This is a genomic window from Variovorax paradoxus, assembly GCF_009498455.1.
Taxonomy (GTDB): Bacteria; Pseudomonadota; Gammaproteobacteria; order Burkholderiales; family Burkholderiaceae_C; genus Variovorax; species Variovorax paradoxus_H.
Genome location: NZ_CP045644.1, coordinates 4,377,259 through 4,398,125, shown reverse-complemented (window position 1 = coordinate 4,398,125; position 20,867 = coordinate 4,377,259). Strand labels below are relative to the sequence as shown.

At 72.2% G+C, this 20,867-nt stretch carries 11 protein-coding genes; 1 reads left to right on the top strand and 10 read right to left on the bottom strand.

Features of this window, described 5'->3' with window-relative positions; all coding sequences use genetic code 11:
- Positions 1–33: 33 nt before the first annotated feature.
- From GFK26_RS20230 to GFK26_RS20185, 10 genes are all read right to left on the bottom strand, one after another.
- Complete coding sequence (locus tag GFK26_RS20230) at positions 34–999, bottom strand: FecR family protein (protein ID WP_153283550.1); 966 nt, start codon at positions 997–999, stop codon at positions 34–36.
- 73 nt (positions 1,000–1,072) lie between these two features.
- Positions 1,073–1,609 carry an RNA polymerase sigma factor gene (locus tag GFK26_RS20225; RefSeq protein ID WP_153283549.1) on the bottom strand — a complete coding sequence of 179 codons (537 nt, stop codon included), beginning with the start codon at positions 1,607–1,609 and terminating at the stop codon, positions 1,073–1,075.
- 9 nt (positions 1,610–1,618) lie between these two features.
- A complete protein-coding gene (locus GFK26_RS20220) occupies positions 1,619–2,263 on the bottom strand; it encodes a secretin and TonB N-terminal domain-containing protein (protein ID WP_153283548.1) in 645 nt (214 codons plus the stop codon).
- A gap of 161 nt (positions 2,264–2,424) precedes the next feature.
- A complete protein-coding gene (locus tag GFK26_RS20215) occupies positions 2,425–3,795 on the bottom strand; it encodes a trypsin-like peptidase domain-containing protein (protein ID WP_228121714.1) in 1,371 nt (456 codons plus the stop codon).
- On the bottom strand, positions 3,779–4,243 hold the full coding sequence (locus tag GFK26_RS20210) for a hypothetical protein (RefSeq protein ID WP_153283547.1): 465 nt from the start codon (positions 4,241–4,243) through the stop codon (positions 3,779–3,781). Before GFK26_RS20210 ends, GFK26_RS20215 begins: the two co-directional genes overlap by 17 nt.
- 32 nt (positions 4,244–4,275) lie before the next feature.
- Positions 4,276–5,037, bottom strand: a complete 762-nt coding sequence (locus GFK26_RS20205) for a S1 family peptidase (RefSeq protein WP_194273917.1) — start codon at positions 5,035–5,037, stop codon at positions 4,276–4,278.
- A 100-nt stretch (positions 5,038–5,137) separates the two neighbouring features.
- Positions 5,138–17,635 (bottom strand): filamentous haemagglutinin family protein, encoded by a 12,498-nt coding sequence (locus GFK26_RS20200; RefSeq protein WP_153283545.1) that lies wholly within the window; start codon positions 17,633–17,635, stop codon positions 5,138–5,140.
- Positions 17,636–17,775: 140 nt separating this feature from the next.
- Positions 17,776–18,786 (bottom strand): FecR family protein, encoded by a 1,011-nt coding sequence (locus GFK26_RS20195; protein WP_228121713.1) that lies wholly within the window; start codon positions 18,784–18,786, stop codon positions 17,776–17,778.
- Positions 18,786–19,340: an RNA polymerase sigma factor gene (locus GFK26_RS20190; protein ID WP_099790409.1), complete on the bottom strand. Its 555-nt coding sequence runs from the start codon at positions 19,338–19,340 to the stop codon at positions 18,786–18,788. Before GFK26_RS20190 ends, GFK26_RS20195 begins: the two co-directional genes overlap by 1 nt.
- 7 nt (positions 19,341–19,347) lie before the next feature.
- Complete coding sequence (locus tag GFK26_RS20185; protein ID WP_194273916.1) at positions 19,348–20,016, bottom strand: STN domain-containing protein; 669 nt, start codon at positions 20,014–20,016, stop codon at positions 19,348–19,350.
- Positions 20,017–20,208: 192 nt separating this feature from the next.
- Between GFK26_RS20185 and alkB the strand changes: the two genes are divergently transcribed.
- Positions 20,209–20,865, top strand: coding sequence for a DNA oxidative demethylase AlkB (gene alkB, locus GFK26_RS20180; RefSeq protein ID WP_153283542.1), 657 nt, complete (start codon positions 20,209–20,211; stop codon positions 20,863–20,865).
- Positions 20,866–20,867 lie beyond the last annotated feature (2 nt).

The window sequence follows — 20,867 nt, the reverse complement described above, 5'->3', positions numbered from 1 at the left end:
CGCACGCGAGGGCCAATCAGGCTGTCACATGCATCAGCTAAGGAGCAGCACGCCGCCCGGCAGCGCGCGCGCCTCCAGGTCGTACGAGCGCTGGATCTGCACCAGCACCGTGTCGAGCGAGGCGATGGCGAAACGCCCGCTGACTTCGCGCCCCGCCAGGCGCTGCGCCAGCAGCACCACGCGGCCCGGCCGGTAGCGGTTGATCTCGTCGATCACATGCGCCAGCGGCGTCTGGCGGAACACCAGCACGCCGCTGCGCCAGGCCGAAGGCTCTCCGGTTGCCACGCCCGCCACCGGCCCGAGCGCGCCCGCGTCGTACAGCACCTGCTCGCCGGCCTGCAACTCGCGCGTGCCGCTCGGGTGCGTGACACGCACGCGCCCCTCGAGGCAGGTCACGCAGCCCCGGCCCGCGAGATAGCGCACCTCGAAACGACCGGCCTGCGCCTCGCTGCGCGCCGCGCCCGCCACGACGCCGAAGGGCTGCGGCCCGGCCACCAGATCGACCGCAGCCTCGCCCGCGATCAGGTCGATGCCGACGACGCGGCCCTCGACGCTGCGGCGCTGCACGCTGGTCTGCGTGTTGAGCGTCAGGTCGACGCCCTCGGCCACCTGCACCGCGCGCTGCTCGCCGGTGGCCGTGCGGTAGTCCGCGTTCCATTCGCCGAGCGACGGCCACAGGCCCAGCGGCGGAGAGACCACCGCCACGCCCGCAGCGCCGGCCGCGCCCACGGCCGCGCCGAGGAATGCGCGGCGCGCGGCCACGGGCCTCGGAGACGACACGGAAGGTCGTTGAATTTCGGCCGGCATGCCGCCGATGGCCGTGTCGAGCGCCTGCCACAGGCGCCGGGCCTGTGCGAGTGCGGGCTGGTGCAGCGGGTCGCCGTCGCGCCAGCGGCGAAAGCCTTCGACGTCGTGCTGCGTGGCCGCGCCGGACGACAGCCGGCGCAGCCAGGCCTGCGCTTCGCGCAAGGCCTGGGCGTGTGCATCGGGCGGGGTCATCGGGGCGTCAACCTGTGCGCGTTGAAAGATCTGGCATACCCATGAGACGGCTCTCGACGCGGTGAACCGCAATTTATTTGTCATGCGGCTCCTTTGCTCTGAGCGCACGGCCCATGCGGGCGGCGATGTGGTCATGCGCCTCCTTCAGTTCCTTCTCCACCGTGCGCAGCGAGATGCCGAGCCGCGCCGCCACCTCGCGCTGCGGCAGGTGCTGCCAGCGCACCATCACCAGCACCTGCCGACGCCGTGGCGGCAGGCGCTCGATGAGCGCGCGCAGCGCGGCCAGCTCCGCGCGGTCTTGCGCGATCTGCGCGGGCCCCGGTGCAGGGTCGGGCGTTTCGTCGAGCAGCGCCTCGATCTCGTCGGATGTGGCGAGCCTCCCCTGCTTCGCGAGCTGGTCGTAGGCCAGGTTGACCGCCACGCGCAGCAGGTAGGCCGCGGGGTCGTGCACGCCGTCGATGTCGTCGCGGCTTTCCAGGCGCAGCCAGGTGTCCTGCAGCGCATCGCTCGCACGCTCGGCGTTGCCGAGCCGCCGCGCGAGCCGCTGCTTGAGCTCGTCGTAGCGCGCGACCAGAAAGTCGCGCAATGCGGGCAGTGCGTTCTCGGGCATGGCGATGCGTCAGTGCCGCACCGGGCATTCGAGCCCGGGCGTCTGCGAGCGCGGCAGGATGAGCATCGTGAGCGGCTGCGCCATGTCCGGCGGCGGTGCGCGATCGATGCGCAGCTGCCGCAGGGTGTCGAGGATGGCGTCGTCGCGCACACGGTCGCCGCTCGTGTGCAGCAGGAATGCATGGGCGATGCGGCCGGTGCCGTCGATCACGAAACGCATCGCGGCGCGGTAGCCGCCCGGCGCCGCGCGCGGGTGGGCGCACAAGGCTTCCCAGATGCGGGTCTGGACCAGCCCGTCGTAGCCGCGATCAACAGTCGCAGGTGCGGTTCGCACCGCGTCGATCGGCTGTGCCGGCTTCGGCACAGCAGGCGCGAGCTTGAGCACGAAGGCGGTCGTCGCTCCCACACCGGCGTCGTCGGCGACCAGGCCCGTGCCCGCGAGCAATGCATCGAGTGCGGCCTGCGCATCGAACACCCCCTGCACGGGCGCGGCATGGCGACCGGCCACGCGTTCGGCATCGAAGAACACGGGCAGCCCGGTCACGCGGCCGTACTGCTCCAGCGCCGTGGCCAGCGGCTGGGCCGCGATGTCGAAGGCGATGCGCGCGTCGTGCGGCCGACGCGGTGCCACCTCGGACTGCGCGCGGGCGGTCATGCAGGCGACCAACACGAGGATGGCCAGGGAGCCGAGAGGAAGAGAAAGAGGGGCATGCCGCATGAGTTCGATACGCCCGGCCAAAGCCACGGCCCGGGGGGCATGTCGAAGCGGATGCTAGGTTCGCTGCATGACGTTCGGATGACGCGGCACGGTTGCACTCAGCACTTCGGCGACCCCGGCCGCGCGCAGATCGGCACGAAGATCCGCGCGCCCGCGCGCTGCACCAGCAACGCCGCCGCGCCATCCGCCTCATCGAGCGCCTGTGCCAACGCTTGCGCGCTGTCGATCGGCTGGCCGTTGAGCGCCAGGATCACGTCGCCCGGCTGCACGCCCGCGCGCGACGCCGCGACGTTCACGCGCTGCACCAGCAGCCCGCCCTCCACGCGCAGAAACTGCCGCTCGGCCGGTGCCAGCGGACGCACCGCGAAGCCCAGCCGTGAGGGCATCGAAGCCGCCGCCGCATCGCCCTGCAGGCGCGGCGTGTCGTAGCCCTCCACCTTCACCTCGACCACATGCTCGGCGCGGTCGCGCCACACCATGAGGCGCGCGCGCTGCCCCGGCACCTGCTCGGCGATGAAGCCGAGCGCGTCGGCCGCCTGCACCACCTCGCGGCCCTGCACCGACAGGATCACGTCGCCGGTCTTCAGCCCGCCCCGCGCCGCCGCGCCGCGCGGCTCCACGTCGGTCACCAGCGCGCCGGCCGGGCGCGGCAGGCGGAAGGTGTCGGCCAGCGCCTGCCCCACCTCCTGCACAGCCACGCCGATGCGCCCGCGCGTGACGGTGCCGGTGGCCAGCAGCTGGTCCTTGATGCGCATCGCGGCGTCGATGGGAATGGCGAACGACAGCCCCTGGTAGCCGCCGCTGCGGCTGTAGATGCGCGAGTTGATGCCGATCACCTCGCCGCGCAGGTTGAACAGCGGCCCGCCCGAGTTGCCGGGGTTGATCGGCACGTCGGTCTGCAGGAACTGCATCGACTCCGCGCCCGGCAGCAGCCGCCCCTTGGCGCTGACGATGCCGGCCGTCACCGAGTTGCCGAAGCCGTAGGGCGAACCGATGGCCGCCACGCCGTCGCCGGGTTCCAGGCCCGCCGGGTCGCCGATGCGCACCGTGGGCAAGCCGGTCGCGTCGATCTTCAGCAGCGCCACGTCGGCCAGCGCATCGAGGCCGATCAGGCGCGCCTGGAACTCGCGCCGGTCGGGCAGCTTCACGCGTATCTGCGTGCCGTGCGCGACCACGTGCGCGTTGGTCAAGATGAGCCCGTCGGCACTCACCAGGAAGCCGCTGCCCAGGCTGCTGTCGTCGGCCTCTGCCGGCGGCGCGCGCAGCAGCCAGCGGTCGCTGTAGCGGCGCGCCGGCACCGACGGCCGCTCCACGCCGATGTGGACCACGGCCGGCCCGTAGGCCTTGACCAGTGCCGCGAGCCCCGGCACGGGCCACGGCATGGCGGCGTGCAGCGGTACTGCCGCCGCAAGGCCCAGCAGCGCCACGCACAGGCCGCGCCGGTGCGACCGCTCAGGTGCGCGCGACAAAGCTCAGCGTGAGTTGCAGCACCATCGGCTGGCGCATGTCGCGCGGCGGCGGCTCGGCCAGCGGCTGCGCGGTGAGCAGCGCGCGCAGGTCGGTGTCGGCCTGCGCATCGCCCAGCGAATCGAAGGCCACGCGCTCGACCTTGCCGCTGCCCGCGACCCACACGCGCACCACCACCGGCGCAGGCGGCACGGGCTGGCCTTCCTTGAGCATGCGGTCCTGCATCCAGGTGTGCAGCCGCACCACGGTGTCGCTGGCCGGATCGCTCAGCGACGACTGCAGCTGGTTGCTCGCGAGGTTGGCGTAGCTGATCCAGTGCTGCGGCACCTGCGGCTGTGTTTGCGCGGATGCCGCGAGCGGCGCGGCGGCCGCCGACAGCCCGAGGCCGAGCCAGCCGAGCGCCAGTCGCAGGCGGCGCCAGCCGCGGGTCGTGTCCGAAGAAGGGGTCATGGGGGTTCCAGTGAAAGTCGAAAGAAGAACGCTCAGCCGCACAGCACGCCGACCGACAGGGTCGAGGCCCGCGCGGCGGGCGACTGCTGGGGGCCGAGCTGCGGTTCGCGGCTGTGCGTGTACGCGATGCCGTGGGCGTCCAGGAAGTCGCGCAGGCGCGAGGCCGGCACCGCGCGCACCCGCGTCACGCCGCCCCCCACGCCCGCGGCCGAGGCCGCGCGGCTGAGCACCATGCCCGACGCATGCGGCGCGGCGGCGACACGCTCGACCACCACGCCGAGCAGCAGGCCGTCGGCGCCCAGCACCGCGCTGCCGCTGGCGCCGGGTTGCACACCCGACAGCAGCTGCAGGCCTTCTGCGCCGGGCACGCCGGGCACGGTCAGGGCGTTGCTCAGCAACGCGGCGCGGTCGGGCATGCGCTGCAGCACAGCGTAGGCCTCGGCGAACACGCCCACGCTGCCCGCGGCCGACGCGCGCTCACCCGTCGCGAGCGTGGCGTGCAGATACGGCGTGAGGGTGGTGCGCAGCACCGCGATGTCGAGTTCTTCGCTCTCGGCGATCACGCGGGCCTGCGCCACCTGCGCGTTCTTGAGGGCGAACAGCGAACGGCAGTCCGCCACCGCATGGCGCGCGGTCAGCACGTCGCCGGCGGCGTTGAGGAACACGCCACTCGCGGTGGCCTCGGGCGGCGCGCCATGCGCCGCGCCGGCCAGGGCAGCGAACGCCAGGGCGAGCAGGAACGGCGCCCACGAGGGCGGGCGGGGGCCGGCAGAAGACAACAGCAGAGGGGGCATCGGACAGTCACGAAAGCTCTGAGACCAAGACGGAACAGCGCACCCGGGAATGTCGTTTGTCACAAAAATTTCATCTACCGCCCTCTGCCGCCCTTCCCTGTCACTGCCCCAGCAAGCGCCGCTCCTGCGCCGTGAGCTTGGTCTTCTGCGCATCGCCCAGCGGCCCGCGGCCCAGCACCTGCACGGGGCTGCTCTCGTCGTAGCCCACCGGGCGCGCCGTGGCGCGGCCCGCATCGGACGGCGCGGCCGCACCGTCGGCGGGCTCGTTGCCGAAGCCCAGCACGCGCACCGAGAACACCGACGGCAGGCTCTGGCGCGCCGCCGCGCGTTCGCGCTGCATCACGTCCTGCGCCGCCGCCGTGGCCTGCGAGGCCGCCGCACTGGCGTTGCTCAGCGCGCCCACGTTCACCGAGGCCACCACCGGCAGGCCGGCCGATTGGCCCTTGACCTGGATGTTGGCCGCGTTCACCACCTGCAAGGCCGCGAGGTTCACGCTGCCCGACACGCGGATGCCCGCTTCGCCCGCATCGATGGTGCCCAGCGGCGCGATGAGGTCCATGTCGCCCGCCGGCACTTCGGCGATGGGCGCGAGCGTGGCCAGGCCGGCACCCGAGCTGGGCACCTGCGACGACAGCTTCACATTGCCGACGTTGTCGTACACGCGCTTGGGCGGCGTGTAGACCAGCGTGGTCTTCGAACCCCGGCCGGCGTTGATGTCGCCCTGCTCCGACCAGGCCAGCACGTCGCCGCCGAAGGTGGTCATCACGCGCGACAGGCCCAGCAGCAGGCTGCCTTCGCTGAACAGCTGGATGTGTCCGCTGCCCTGCGTGATGACGCCCGCGCTGCCCGGCGGCACCGCGCCCTGCACGCCCACCACGATCTGGCCGCCCGGCGCGAGCATCTGGATGTCGCCGCCGAAATCGGTGTGCACGCCCGAAGGGCCGTACAGGATGATGTCGCCCGTGCGCACGATCTCCTGGCCCGCCGCGTCGAGGTCGGGGAACAGCGTGGCGATCATGCCGCGACCGCGCAGGTAGCTGCCGTAGCGCGGGCCGTCCACGTCGTTGTATTCGCGTCCGCCCGCACGCAGCTCGGCGAAGTACACGCCGCGCAGGAACACGCGCTGTTGCTCCGGTGCCAGCGCCTTGAAGTACGCGAGCGCGCTGCCCGGGTCCTTCACATCGGCGCTGGTGGCGACGAAGCCGTAGCGCTCCTTGAGCCATGCGGCCAGCTCGGCGTCATACGTTTTCACCACGCGGCCGGGCTGGCTCGCCAGCGACTGGCCGGGGCCCGACTCGGCGCGCTTCGCGGGGTCGAGGTAGCGGTCGGCGATGGCCGAGAAATCCGGACCTCCAGCACCCATGCCGGCCATCATCGCGATGCTCGCGCCGGGGCGCGTGTCGCCCTCGGCCAGTGCACCGCGGCTGACCACGCTGGCGCGGTCGTCCTGCGTGATGTGGCGGCCGGCCGAGATTTCCAGCGCGCCGGGGCCCGCGACCTGCACGTTCGCATACAGGATGTCGCGCCCAGCCTCGATCAGCGACACGTCGCGCGGGTCGTTGTTCACGATCAGCGCCTCGGTGCCGACGATGTCGCGCCCGGCGCGGATGCGTGCCGGTGCGGCCGAGCGGTACCAGGTCTCGGGCACGGGTTGGCCGCTGGAATCCACCTTGCGCGCCGTGCCGCTGGCCAGGCCCAGGATGTCGCCCTTGGCCGCATAGAACAGCGAGGGCGGCGCGTCGGCCGCGTGCAGCGCGCGGCTGCCCAGCGTGTCCGGCCCGAAGGCGAACAGCGGATGGCGGTCGACCTCCCCGTAGTTCGGCACGCCGAGCGACCCGGTCAACGAGCCCTCGGAACTGGTGTTGTAGACCACCGGCCGCTGCATCGCGTCGTAGCCGACGAACGCAGGCGCCCATGGCGTGGGCAGCGGCGTGACCGCGCCCGACATGCTCACCGGATAGCCGCCGCCGAACAGCGAGTTGCCGGCCAGGAACTCGAGCGCGCCCGAAGCCGACGGCGCGAGCACCAGTGCACGGCCCGGCGCCTGCGTGCCGGGCGTGGCCGAGAAGCCGTGGTACAGGCTGCCCGAGGCCGCCGTCGCGCGCAGGATCGACGGATAGACCGTGACGTTGTCGCTCATGTTGATGCTGCCGAGGTACCGGCCGCTGGGCTGCAGGTTCGCAAGGTCGGTGCCGGGCGTGAGGTTGCCGCCGGCGCTGAACAGGTTGATCGCGGTGCGGTCGGTCCACAGCGTGAACCAGCCCTGGCCGATGCCGTACTCGGTGCCGCCGAGCTTGAAGGCCGAGCTGTTCGGCACCCGCGCGCGGCCTGCGTCGGCCACGCTCGTGAGCACCAGGTCGCCCGGCGTGTCCAGGTACATCGCCGAGTCGCCCGGCACGAGCACGATGCCCGCGTTGCCGATGCCGATGGTCGGGACGAAGGGGTCGATCGGGCGCGTGTCCATCGCATCGCCTTCCTGGCCCGGAATCGAACGCTCGGCCTTGCGGTAGCGCAGCTCGATGCCGCCGATGGCGGCGGCCGACACGGTGGCCGCGCCGCGCAGGTTGACCAGGGCGCCATTGAGGTCCTGGTACTGCGCGTTGACGCCAGCGCTCGCGTACTGCGCCGCGGCCAGGTTCGGGTTGACGACGCCGCCGATGCGCAGCTGCAGGTCACCGCCGCCGGTGAGCGTCAGCTGGCCGTTCGCATCGACACGGCCGGTGCTGCCGACCGCCGCCACGATGGCTTCGCTGCGCTGCCACAGCGGGGCGTTGCCCAGTCGCGTGGTCAGGCCCGCGTCGCCGCCCGCGCGCAGCGTGAGGTTGCCGCCGCCCAAGGTGCCCATGCCGGTGAAGCCCACCAGGTAGGGCTCCGGGCTGCTGTCGGTGCTGAACTCCACGCCGGCCGGCAGCGCGTAGGTGCCGAAGTTGATCCACCACGACGTGGCGATGCGGTCGCTGCCGGCCAGGGCCGTGCCCGAGCCCTGGCGCCACAGCCAGTTGCCCACCGCGGCGCTCGGCATCTGTGCGCGCTCGCCCGCGAAGTGGCCCCAGACGTCGCCGACGACATTGCCGCCCACCGCGATGTCGAGGTTGCCGCCGTGCTCGGGGTACCAGGCCTGGTAGGCCGCGAGCGCGGCGCTGTAGTCCGCCGTCTGCGGCCCGATCACCGAGCCGCCGACCGCGTTGCCGCGTGCGAGGTTGAACGGGTCGAGGCCGTTGGGATCGAGCAGCGGCGCCGAGCGCGTGCCGGCCGTGTAGACGCCGAACGGCGACTCCATGACCAAATTGCCGGCCGCCGCCAGGCCCAGGTCGCCGGTGCCGGTGCGCAGCACGCTGAACATCGGCGACAGCGGCGTGTATCTGGTGACGTCCTTGACGGGGTTGATGACCGTCGTGCAGATGCTCGGCCCCCATTCGCAGATCGTGACGTAGTCGGGCAGGACTGGCGTGCCCTCGACGAAGCTCGGGTCCAGGTCGACGCCCCCGGGCCCCCAGAAATAGGAGAGGCGCGTCGGATCGACCTTGCAGGCATCCGGACCACCCCAATCGCAGTAGCCCACCGAGAACTCGAGCTCGCCCACCGGTGTTCCCTCTTCGTAGCCGAGTGCAGGGCCGCCTGGGCCCCACACAAAGCCGGTGCCGCCGGGCATGAGCCTGACGTTGTACATCGCGTGGCTGTCGGCCAGGATGAGCGCGCCGTGCTTGGCGGGGTCGACCGCGCGGCGGTCGGCCGACTCCAGGTCGGCGCCGGCCGTGAGCTGCAGGCTCCAGCTCGTCGCGCCCTGCCCCAGCATCGGCGCCACGGCCCAGTTGCGGCCCTGCACGCCGTCGACTTCGGGCCGCAGGTTGACGGCCGCGTCGCCCGGCAGCTGCACGTCGGTCATCGACGGAATCAGCGCACCGCGCGCCAGCGCGATGGTGCCGTCGGCCTTCATGGCGACCGGCAGGCGCACGCCCTTGGGCCACACCAGCGCCTGCACGCTGGCCTCGCCGCGCAGCGCGGTGCCGGCGCCCAGCTGCATGCCGCTGTCGAGCACCACGGCTTCTGTCAGCACCGTGCCCGCCTTCAGGCGAAGGCTGCCGTCGGCGTAATAGACATTGGCGCGCAGGACCGTGCCGGCGGGCAGCGTGTAGGCCGCGCCCAGGGTCACGGTCACCGGCAGCACCGTGCCGGTCGGCAGCACCATGGCTTCGGCGGGCACGTCGTAGTTGAGCAGCGCGTCCTTCGGGAACACGGTGCCCTTGTCGAGCACCACGCCGTCGATCGGCACGACGATGTCGCCGCCGTCGGGCGTGAACGGGGTGCCGAACTTCGTGCGCTGCTCGGTGAGGTACCAGCCCTTGTCGTCGGGCGTGGCCGGCGGCGGCGCGAAGCCGTCGTTGATGCTGCCGTATACGTTGAGGTTGCCGCCCGCGCGGATCACCAGCACGCCGGGCTCGCCGAAGCCGCGCCGCGCCGGGTCGTTGCGATCGGCACCCGGGCCGTAGCGGTAGCCAGAGAGGTCGATGTCGCCGACCACGCTGAGGTCGCCGTCGGCCGTCTGGCTGACGATCTCCACGCCGGGGCGCAGGTGGTAGCTGCCCAGGCCCGCGAGGCGCGCCGACAGCGAGGTGTTGGCCAGCGCCTTGTCGATGAACGCGCTGCTGTGGCCGTCGATCTCGTCGAGGTACTTCTGCGTGATGAGCTGCGGCACGTGGCCCGTGACGTCGGGCGCTTCTGCCAGCGGTGCGTCGCTGTAGGTGCGGAAGGCGTTGACCGCGATGGTCTTCGCGCCCTGGATCGCAGGCGTGCCGTTGACGCCGATCGCCACGTCGTTGTCGCCGCGTCGCGGCGCGTTCAGTGCCAGCGTGCCGCGCGCCGCACCGTCGTTGCCTTGCGCCGCGCTCACGCCCGTGCCCGCGCGCAGGTCGATGGCCACGCCGCTGCCCAGCGTCAATGTGCCGTGCGTGCTGGTGAGGTCGACGATGGCCCGGTTCGGGCTGTCGATGATCTTGCCGTAGCTGTCCACGCGCAGGCCGGTGGCGTGCGCGTCGAGCGTGCCGTTCACCGTGAGGTCGCCCTTGGCCGCGAGGCGGATCGCGCCGGCCTGGAAGCCGCTCGCGTCGATGCGGCCGTTCACCGTGAGGCTGCCGCCGTCGAGCGTGACCTCGACCACGCGCGCCTTCACTTCGTCGCCGATGGCGAGGTCGCCCTGCTTGATCTGGAAGCGCCGCGCGCCGGTCACGCCGCCTTCGTTCAGGCGCGTGTTCAGGCCTGCGAAGTCGGCCACGGTCTGGCCGCGCACATTGATCTCGGCCGCGTCGTACGGCACCACCGTGCCGCCCGCGTCGTAGGCGCCGCTCGCGGTGCCGAGGATGCGTCCGCCCAGGTCGATGCGGCCCGCGCCGGCGCCCAGCGCCGTCGCCTGCATCGTGCCGCCGCGGTTGTGCGTGGCCGACAGGTCGATCACCGAGCCCGCCGCCTGCACGATGTTGCCCGCGGTGCTGGTCACCTCGAGGTCGCCGCCGCGGCTGTAGCGCGTCTGCTCGAAGAACTTCACGGCCTGGCCCGCCAGGTCGATGCGCGAGTTCGCGGTGAGCGTCACGTCGCCGCTGGCCGTGAGCTGCAGCTTGCCCGAAGGCAGGCCGACCGTGCCGTCGATGGTGATGCGGCGTCCCGTGAGCGCCAGTTGCGCGCCCAGCGGCACGTCGCCGGCCGGCTGTGCGCCTGCCGGTGCGCTGACGACGATGTCGCCGCCCGCCGTGATGCGGTTGTTCGAACCGGCCTCGCCCGTGAGCAGCGGCGCGCGCAGGTTCAACTGACCGCCCGTGTACTCGTAGCCCTTGCCGGTCACGTACGCGCCCTGCTGCTCGTACACGCCCAGCGTGCCCTTGGCGTTGGCGGTGATGCGCTCGCTCGCGTTCAGGTTGACGGTGCCGAAGCCCAGCGCGAGACGGTCGGCCGAGAAGCCCGCGTCGGGCTGCGTGTTCGGCGCGTGGCCCAGCACGATGCGCGCGGCCGACACGTCGAGCGTGCCGTGGCCCAGCAGGCTGCCGATGGCGCCGCCCGGTGCGTTCTCACCGGGGAAGATTTCGCCGCTGCCGGGCGGACGCGGCGTGAGGCCGGTCCAGATGAATTCGCCGGTCGTGATCTTCGCGGTGTCGCCCGCGCCGCCGTAGCCGTAGATGGCCGGCGTGCCCAGCACCAGCCGCTCGATCGACGACACGCCGGTGGTGGGGTCGAGCGTGTCCAGCGACACCGCGCCGTAGATGTTCACCGACTCGCGCGCGTTCAGCACCAGCGTCTCGACCGCCGGCACGCCCTCGCCCTTGTTGCCCGCCAGCAGGTTCGCCAGGATGCCCTGGTTCATCGAGAGGCCCGACGGCAGCTGGCCGTTGGCGGCCGCCTGCTGCAGCGCCGCGTCGCTGCCCAGGTTGACCGAGGACACGGCCAGCAGCAGGTTCTTCGCGCCGTAGCGCACGGTGTCGGCCATCGTGAACGAGCGGTTCGTGGCCACGGCCAGCGTGCCCTCGCCGTACAGCGTGGTCTGGCCGCTGCACGCACCGCTCGGGCAGATGCCGACCTGGATCGTGACCGGCGTGGCCTCGGCAACGGGCGGCATCAGGTTGATCCAGCCGTTCGACAGCCCCAGCACCGCGGTACGGCCTGCCGAGAACACCACGCCGTCGGTGGAGTCATAGGCCGGCGCACCGGCGCCCAGCGTGTTCAGCGACGCGCCCTGCTCCACCTGGATGCCGTCGCCGTAGCCGCCGGCCACGAGGAAGATTTCCGCGCCGCGCAAGGTCGCGCCGCTGCGCACCACGATGTGACCGGTGTTCGACTTGAAGGTCGCGTAGTTGTCGGCATAGGGCAGATCGATCCGGCCGCCCACGATCATCCGTGGCGCGCCGAAGGCATTGAGCTGGTCGGCCTGCACCGACGCGCCCCCGAACCCGGCCGTGCGCCCGGCGCCCGGCGCCGTCACCTCGAGGGCGACGGCCGTCACCGACAGCGTGCCGCCGAAGCCTGCGCTGCCGGCCGCCGGGTTGAACCGCGCCGTGCCGTCGAACTGCAGCATCGACACGCCGTCCTTCGGCTTGGAATAGAAGTAGTCGAGCTGCAGGTTGCGGGCGTCGGCCGCGATCTCGCCGCGCACGCCGCCGCGGCGTGCCGCATCGGCCGCCACGAAGGCGTCGTAGCCCATCTCGTTGTAGGTGGCGTGCTGCTTCACCACGGCCGCCGGCGTGACGACCAGCGGGCTGGCCAGCGACGACTTCACCGCCGTGTTCGCCACGCCGAGGTAGCCGCTCGCCACGTACGAGCCGTAGCCGGCCGGCAGCGGCGCGGCGGGCAATGCGCTGGGCGCGCCCACTTCCACGCGGAAGGCACCGGGCAGCAGCGCATAAGTCGAAGGCAGCAGCGTGTAGGTGCCGGCCTTGAGGCCGCCCACGTCGTGGTCGAGCGTGACCTGCCGGCCGATGGCCGGCTCGCCCGCGCCCGCATCCGGCGACACCGGCGCGTAGCCGCCCTGGAAGCCCGGCACGATGGCGTACACGCCGTTGCCCGCCTGGCTGAAGGTGTTGGCCGGGTTGGCATTGGCCAGCGGCGTGCGCAGCACGTCGACCGAGCCGCCGCGCCCGCTCACGAAGCCCGCGCCCGTGAGTTCGCCGCCGCCCGACAGGTCGAGCAGCGCACCGGCCTGGCCGACCACGCTGTCGCCCGTGAGCAAGATTCCGCTGGTGCCGATGGCGCGCTTGTCGATGGGCGTGCCCGCAACGCTGTAGCCGATGCCGTCGGTCGTGCCGCCGTAGGGCATGAGCAGGCCGGCGCCGCTGACCGAGGTGATGCTGCCCGGCAGCAGGTCGACCAGGCTGGCGCGCGCCTCGTAGGTGCTCCGCCCGTCCTGTCCCAAGATGAGGTTGCCCAGCGGGGCGCGCACGATGCCGCCCTGGCGCACCGTGTCGCCGCCGAGCGCCAGGATGCCGAACGCCGATTGCGGCATGGCCACGTCGCCCTCGACCTGGCGGCGGATGTCGAGCACGCGGCCCGTGTCGTAGCCCGCGCGGATCTGCGCATTGGCGCCTGTGGCGGGGTAGATCTGCGCGGCGGTGAGCGTGAGGTCGCCCATCGTCGCCAGCTCGGTCGTGGTCGCGCCGAGCAGGCCGAGCGCGGGCGTGCCGCCGAGCAGGCGCAGGTCGCCGCGGCTCGTCATGTTCACGGTCTCGAAGCCGCGGCGGTCCACCACCACCGCGGGGCCGGCCGTCAGGGCGATCTCGCCGTGCGCGCCGAAGCCCACGCGGTCGCGAATGTCGATGTGGTCGGCCTCGGCCGTGAACACCGCCTCGCTCGTGCGGGTCGATGCGCCGTGGCGCCAGGTCGTGGTGTAGACCACCTCGCCGTCCTTCGTGGGCGCACCGGTCACGCCGGCCAGCCGCAGATAAGACGAAGCAAGCCGCACGTGCGAATCGGTGGCCGCGCTGTCGGCCAGCGCGAAGCTGCCCGCGTAGATGCGCAGGCTCTGCGCCGTGGTGAGGTCGACGTTGCCGTCGAAGCTCAGCAGGCCGTTGACCAGCAGCGACAGGTTGCCGAAGCCGCCGTCCCGCACCTGGTCGACGCCCAGGCGCCCCTTGCCGTAGGTCAGTGCCGCATCGGCATGGCCCGGCCTGAGCGTGGCCGGCAAGCCGCTGGGCTGCTGCGTCTGCGACAGCAGCAGCTCGCGCGACTGCCGCACGGCGTCGTCGGGGGCGAAGAACCTCGAGAACACCGGCGCTTCGAGCGCCACCGCGAGCGTGCCGCCGGCCGCATTCGCGCCGCCCGCATGGGCACGCAGCGTACCGTCGAGGTACAGGCTGTGCGCCGACTTCAGCACGATGCTGCCGCCGTCGCTGGCCACGTCGATTTCGCGCCACAGGCTGCCAGTCGGCACGTCGATGCGTGCGTGGCTGCCCGAGGCATCGAGCACCGCGCCGGGGCGGATGACGATCGCCAGGTCGGGGGCGTGGGCCGCGCCCTTGGCTTCCCAGTCGAGCCCGCCGCCAATCGAAATGGTGCCGCCGTTGCGCACCGTGCCGTAGCGGCGGCCGTCGTTGTCGATGCCGGTCTGCGCGCGCGCCGCCACGTCGAGCACCGCGGCCTCGCCGATCCACACCGAGCGCTGGTGCGGCTGCAGTGACGGGCTCTCGGGCATCGTGAAGGCCGGTGCCTCGATGTCGATGCCGATGCGTCCGCCCCAGGCGTTGAGCCGGCCGTCGATCACGAAGCTGCTCTTGCCGCTGCCGAGCAGCTGGATCGAGCGCCCCGCGTGGACCGTCACCACCGCGCCCGCGCCGATGGCGAGGTTGCCGCCTTCGGTGTTGCGGCGCTGCGAACGCAGCACGAGGTCGGCGCCCTGGCGCTGCACGACCTGGCGGTTCACCGCGTCCTGCTGCAGCAGCGGCGGGGTCCACAGTTGCAGCGCGAGGCCGCCTTCGTGGTCGGCACCGGCGCCGGGTGCGATGCGGTAGACCGGCATGACCACGTCGAGCTGCGCGCCCGGCGCGACCGTGAGCCCGGCATGGCCGTTGAAGTCGTAGCCCGAGAAGCCCGATTGCAGGCGCGATGCGTCGAGCACGAGCTGCGTCGCATCCGACAGCGCGGGGTCGAGGCCGATGACCAGCGCGTTGCCCGTCTCGAGCTTCAGTGTGCCGCCGCCGTTCACGCCGTGGCCGCGGATCTCGCCGCCCAGCGACAAGCGCCCCTGCGCATCGGTGCTGGTGGCGGTCGAGTCGGCTACCAGCGTCACGCTGCCGCCCTTGCCGCCCTTGGGCTTGCCCTTGGCCAGCAGCGCGGCACCCGACGACACGTCGATCAGGCTGCCCTGTCCGATCGTCACGCCGTGCGTCGACTCCATGCGCACGGTGCCGCCGTCGATGACCGCGAGCGTGGCCGTGTCTTCAGGGGACGTGCCGATGTCGACGCGGCGTCCGCGCAGATCGAGCGTGACGCCGTCGCGCACGGTGAGCGACGAGTCGGCGTCCTTCACCAGCGCGCGCGGCTGGGCGCCCGCCACCGGCGACGTGAACACATTGCCGGCCTCCAGCGTGCCGCCGCGCACCGTGATGTCGGCGCCGATGTCGATGAATGCGCCGAGCAGGTTCAGGCGCCCGCCGTCGGCGAGCGTGAGTGCCTTGTCGACGTTGACGCTGCCGCGCGTGCCGACGTCGAGCACCGACAGGTGCTGCGCGTTCAGGTGCGCCGCGTCGAGCCACAGCGTGTTGATGCGCTCGTCGGCCAGCGCGTCGGCCGCGGCCATCTGCTGCGTGATCGCCGCCACGTCGCCGAAGCGCACGTCGGTGTCGAACAGGTCGATGCGACCCAGCGCGCCGTAGTGCCCCACCGCCAGCACGCCGCCGCGCGCCACCGCCGTCTGCGACTGGCGGTAGCCGTCGTCCAGCGCGGCGTCGCGGGCGCGCGTCTGCTGCGCGCCGTTGAACACCTCGGCCACGATCTCGCCTTCGAGCACGGCCGTGGGCGCGCTCACCACCAGCCGGCCCGCGTCGCGCCCGACGGTGTAGCCGTTTTCGAGCACGCGCTGCGGCGCGATCAGCGGGTTGTAGAAGTAGTCGGTGTTCGCCTTGCCCCAGCGCACGTGCTCGGCCTCGAAGCCCTTGTAGACGCCGTCGAACAGCAGGTCCGACGGGGCCTTGTCCAGGCTGTAGAGGCGCCCGTCGCTGCCCTTGAGCCAGGTCTGGTTCATGAAGCCGGTCTGCACGTTCAGCGAACCGCCCGACAGGTTGACGTTGGAGCCCGCCTGCGTGACCACCTCGCTGCCGCCGAGCACCACCGTGCCGCCCTGCGCGGCCCATTCGCCGATGCCGTGGCCCTGGTTGCCCAGGTAGCCGCCGACCTCGAGCAGGCCGCCCGCCGCGTACCAGCGCTCGCCTTCGTAGCCGCCCACGCCGGGCGCCACGCGCACGAGCTTGCGCCGGTCGATCCACACGTCGTTGTTGAAGAGCGCGCCGCTCTCGCGGTTGCGCGGTGCGTCGCGCGTCTCGTTGCCCTGCACGCTGACCTTGACGTTGTTCGACGTCATCGACACGTTCACGCCCACCGCGCCCGACACATCGAGCCGCGCCTTGTCGGCCACGAAGCTGCGGCGCGTGGCGCTGGCCGCGATCTGCCCGCCAGTGGCCAGCGTGAGCGAATCGCCCTCGAAGCGAATGTCGCCGCCCGAGACGATCTCGATGCGCGACTGGTCGCGGCGGTCCGACAGCCGCGATAGGTTGTCGAAGAGGCCCGGCGGCACGAGCGCGCGTGCGGCGTCCTGGGCGGCCGACTCCTTCAGGAGCGCATCGCGCTGGCTGTCGAGCGCGCTGGCCTTGCCGTCGTCTTCGATGAGCACGGCCGTGACCGCGCCCTGGCCCACCGCCACGTTGCCGCGCGTGTCGGCGGCCGAGTTCAGCAGGTGCACCGTGCCGCGCGCGGCGACGGTGGACGTGGCGAGCGCCACGCCGTCCTGCCGCACCTCGCGGCCCGCGAGCGTGATGTCGCCTTCGCGCGCCATGAGCAGGCCGGTGTTGCTCACCTTGCCCGACGTGCTGTCGGCCGCGAACTGCGGCGCGATCTCGTTGCCGCGCGTGGTCGAGAAGGCGTTGGCCTCGGTGCCCACGCCCTTGCGGATCACGAAGCTGTCGCCCGCCGCGAGCTGCACCTGGCCCTTGCGCGCGGCGATCTCGCCGGCGTTGGCCACTTCCTTGCCGAGCAGCAGCACGTAGCCGCCGCCCTGCGTGACGGAGCCGGGTTCCTTCGTCGACAGCCGCGCGCCGGCCTTCACCTCGACCTTGCCCAGGTCGTCCTTGGCCGTGGTGAAGCTCGGTGCGGTGTCGTTCGAATAGATGCCGCGCGCCTTGAACTGGTCGTCGCCGATGTGGGCGGCAGCGGCCACGAGGTTGCGCGTGTCGGTCTGGCTGCTGCCGCTGAACACGACGCCGTTGCGGTTGGCGATGAGCACCGTGCCATCGGCCTTGATCTGGCCCTGGATCTGCGAGGGCCGCGCCTTCGGGTCGTTGACGCGGTTGAGCACAGCCCAGTCGGCCTGCTGCTTGAAATCGACCGTGGTGTGGCGACCGACGTTGAAGGTCTCCCAGTTGAGGATGGCCTTGTCGGCCGTCTGCTCCACGGTGACGACGGTGCGGCCGTCGACCTGCTGCTGCGAATCGCGGGTCAGCGCGCGGGCGTTGAGCCAGCCGGCGCTCAGCGAGTTCGTGTCGACCTTCAGGCCGCCATCGGCCAGGCCGTCGGGCACCGAGGGGTCGTTCTGCGCGGCGGCGCGCGCCGCGGCCTGTGCGGCCTGCTGCGCGGCAATCGCCTGCGCCGCAAGGCCCAGGTTGCCGAGCGACTGGCGCAGCTGCTCGTTGGCCTTCTGCTGCTGCGCCAGCGGGTTCGTCAGCATCGAGGCCGGCGTGCCGTTCGGCAGGTAGCCCGTGACCGCGGCCGTGCCCTGCGCCACGTTCTTCTGCGCCATCCATGCGGCGCTGAAGGCGCGCTGCGCGTGGGCATTGCCCGCCAGGCCCGCCATGGCCAGCGCGAGGGCGGCGGCGTGCGCGACCGGCGCGCGGCGGAATGTCTTGTTGCTCATGTCATACCCCAGAGAAAAACCGTTCTGGAGAAGAGACCGGGCTCACGGGATGCGACCGACACGCGCGGCACGAAAGTTCGGGAGAATTTGCGAACGAAGACGAAGCGCTGCTTTTTTCACAGCGGCGTCACAGAGCGCGGCTATCCGAGCAGCACGATGCCCGCAGGCAGCGAGGTGAGCTTCGCGCCGTAGCTCACGGCAATCAGCGTCTCGACGTGCGGCAGCTCGTCCAGCCGCAGCCGGGCCTGCACCTTGCGCTGCCCGAGCTCCGCGCGCGTGACGATGAGCCGGCCCGGGCGGTAGCGGTTGATTTCGTCGACCACGGCCGCAAGCGGCGTGTCGTCGAACACCAGCACGCGCTCGCGCCAGGCGCCGACGGTCGCGAGGTCGGGCGCGCGCGCCACTTCGGCCTCGCGCCGGCCGCCGTAGCGGATCTGCTGAGCCTCGCCGGCGACGAGCACACGCTCGCCATCGCGCAGCTCGACCGAGCCCGCGAAGCAGGTCACGCACACCTCGCCGCCGGTGGCGCGCACGTTGAAGCGGCTGGCCGCCGCGGCCACGAGGCGCGCGCCGCCCACCGTCATGGTGAAGGGCGTGCGGCGCGCCGCATCGAGCAGCACCTGCGCCTCGCCGCCGAGCATGTCGAGCACCGGCGGCTCGCCCTCGGCGCCGCGCGCAAGGTTGAGGCTGGTCTGCGTGTTCATCTCGACCACCGCGGCGGCATCGGTCAGCACCACGCGGCGCTGCTCGCCGGTGCCGGTGCGGTAGTCGGCCGTCATGTCGGACAGCCCAGGCCACAGGCCGGCAGGCGGGCGCACCACGAGGAAACCGGCGGCGCCGGCCGCGAGCGCGGCGCCGAGGAACTGGCGGCGGCCGAACGCGGGCGGGCGCGACACGGCGATGGCCGCGCGCGGCGGCACGTCCATCGCGGGCATGCGCTGCGCCACGGCTTTCGCCGCGGGACGCGTCAAATCCCACAGGCGCGTCGCCTCGGCCATCGCCTGCGCGTGCTGCGGACTGCGGGCGCACCAGCGGCGGAAATCCTGCGCGTCGCCCGTGGTCGCGCGGCCGGAGGTCAGGCGCACGAGCCAGTCGTGCGCCTGCGTGTCCAGCGCGGCGCGGTCGTGATCGGTCGGAGTGGGAACAGCCATCATGTCTTCTCAGACTGTTTTCCCGCACCGGGACCGAACCGCTGGATCACATCGCGCCCCAAACGGCCGGCGCAATGCACCAGCGCGGCCTTCACTTCGCGCTCGACGATGCGCACCGACACGCCGTAGCGGCGCGCGAGGTCTGCGTGCGGCGTCTCGTCCACGCGCGAGGCGATGAAGATGTCGCGGCGGCGGCGCGGAAGCTCCTCGAGTGCGCGTTCCAGTGCCTGCACCTCGCTGCGCGCCTCCGAGACGCGGGCCGGGTCGTGGCTGTCGTCGGAAAAGTGCAGCAGCTCCTCGACCTCGACGAAATCGAGCAGGCGCCCGTGGGAGATGCGCCGGTCTTCCGCCACGTTCGATGCGATGCGCAGCAGGTAGGCCATGGGGCTTTGCACCGGGCCGGGGTCGCTCATGCGCTGCACGCGCAGCCAGGTCTCGTGCAGCACGTCGTCGGCCCGCTCATCCGAGCCCAGGCGGCGGCGCAGCCGGTTGCGGAACTCGATGTAGCGGCTGGTCAGCAGGCTGCGCAGAAAGCCGGGGGTGTCCTGTTCCACGGCGTACTCAGGGAGAGATTGCTGCGTCGCAGACGTCGGGGCGGTCGCCGGTGCGCGGCAGCAGCAGCACCGTGAGTGGCTGGTCGGCTTCGCCTTCGGGCGGGCGGTCGAGCACCAGCGTGTTCATCGCGGCTTCGAGCGCGGCGTCGCGCTGCGCGAGGCCGGTGGAGCTGAGCAGCCGCGTGCGCCGCACATGGCCACCGGGCCCGACCCACAGCTGCACGAGCGCGCGGTAGGTGCCGGGGCGCGCATGCGGCCAGCGGCACAGCGTGCGCTCCAGCGCCTGCTGCACCACGCGGGCGTCGCGCGAGGACATCGCCGGCGCGGCAGGCGCGGCCGGTGCCGTCGCAACCACGGGCGGCGCGCTCTCGTCCTGGATCAGCGTGAAGGTGCGCGCATCGGTGTGGCGCGCGGTCAGCCGCGTGCCGGCCAGCAGGCGCTGCAGCGCCTCGCGCGGCGTGAACACGCCGTGCAGCGGTGCGGATTCGAGGCCGGCGGTGAGCTGCCCATCGAAGAACACGGACTGCCCCGTCGCCTGCGCATAGACCTGCACGGCGGTGGCCAGCGGCTGGGCCGGCAGGTCGAAGGCGATGCGCCCCGCCGCATCGGGCGATGGCGCAGGTTCGCCGGCATGCGACACGGCCGCGAGGGACAGAATTCCGAGGATCAGGGTCAAGACACACACCCACCGTGACCGAGCAACGCGAGACATGCCGGGTCCTGTGACGAAGGAGGAATTGCAGGCGCCGGGTCGGTGCCGGGTACTGCTTTGGTGCTCGGAATGCTAGTGACGCTTTGTGACAGCTTGAATGCAATGCCGCCGCGAGCAACGGTTCGAACCGCACCCGTCGCTGACGACAATGCGCCCATGACGTTCGACCTCTTCGACGCCCCGCCGCGCGCCGCGCGCGAGCCGATCGGCCCGGCCGCCTTCGTGCTGCCGGGCTTTGCATTGCCGCGCGTCGACGCGCTGCTCACTGCCATCGCCGACGTGTCCGCGCGCGCGCCGTTTCGCCATCTGGTCACGCCCGGCGGCTTCACCATGTCGGTCGCGCTCACCAACTGCGGCGCGCTCGGCTGGACCAGCGACCGGCGCGGCTACCGCTACAGCGCGGTCGATCCCGACAGCGGCACGCCGTGGCCGGCGATGCCCGAGGCCTTTGCACGGCTGGCGCGCGACGCGGCGGCGCTGGCGGGCTTCGACGGCTTTGCACCCGACGCCTGCCTGGTCAACCGCTACCAGCCGGGCAGCCGGCTCTCGCTGCACCAGGACCGCGACGAGCGCGACCACGGCGCGCCGATCGTGTCGGTGTCGCTGGGCATGCCGGCGGTGTTCCAGTTCGGCGGGTTCGCACGCAGCGACAAGACGGAGCGCATTCCCTTGACCCATGGCGACGTGGTGGTGTGGGGCGGTGTGGACCGGCTGCGCTTTCATGGCGTGCTGCCGCTGAAAGACATGCCGCATCCACTGGAAGCTCAACTCGGCGCGCAGCGCATCAACCTCACCTTCCGCAAGGCCGGCTGACG

Coding starts and splice junctions, on each gene's coding strand:
- GFK26_RS20230 (WP_153283550.1), bottom strand. CDS start 999: ATGACCCCGCCCGATGCACACGCCCAGGCCTTGCGCGAAGCGCAGGCC.
- GFK26_RS20225 (WP_153283549.1), bottom strand. CDS start 1,609: ATGCCCGAGAACGCACTGCCCGCATTGCGCGACTTTCTGGTCGCGCGC.
- GFK26_RS20220 (WP_153283548.1), bottom strand. CDS start 2,263: ATGACCGCCCGCGCGCAGTCCGAGGTGGCACCGCGTCGGCCGCACGAC.
- GFK26_RS20210 (WP_153283547.1), bottom strand. CDS start 4,243: ATGACCCCTTCTTCGGACACGACCCGCGGCTGGCGCCGCCTGCGACTG.
- GFK26_RS20205 (WP_194273917.1), bottom strand. CDS start 5,037: ATGCCCCCTCTGCTGTTGTCTTCTGCCGGCCCCCGCCCGCCCTCGTGG.
- GFK26_RS20200 (WP_153283545.1), bottom strand. CDS start 17,635: ATGAGCAACAAGACATTCCGCCGCGCGCCGGTCGCGCACGCCGCCGCC.
- GFK26_RS20195 (WP_228121713.1), bottom strand. CDS start 18,786: ATGGCTGTTCCCACTCCGACCGATCACGACCGCGCCGCGCTGGACACG.
- alkB (WP_153283542.1), top strand. CDS start 20,209: ATGACGTTCGACCTCTTCGACGCCCCGCCGCGCGCCGCGCGCGAGCCG.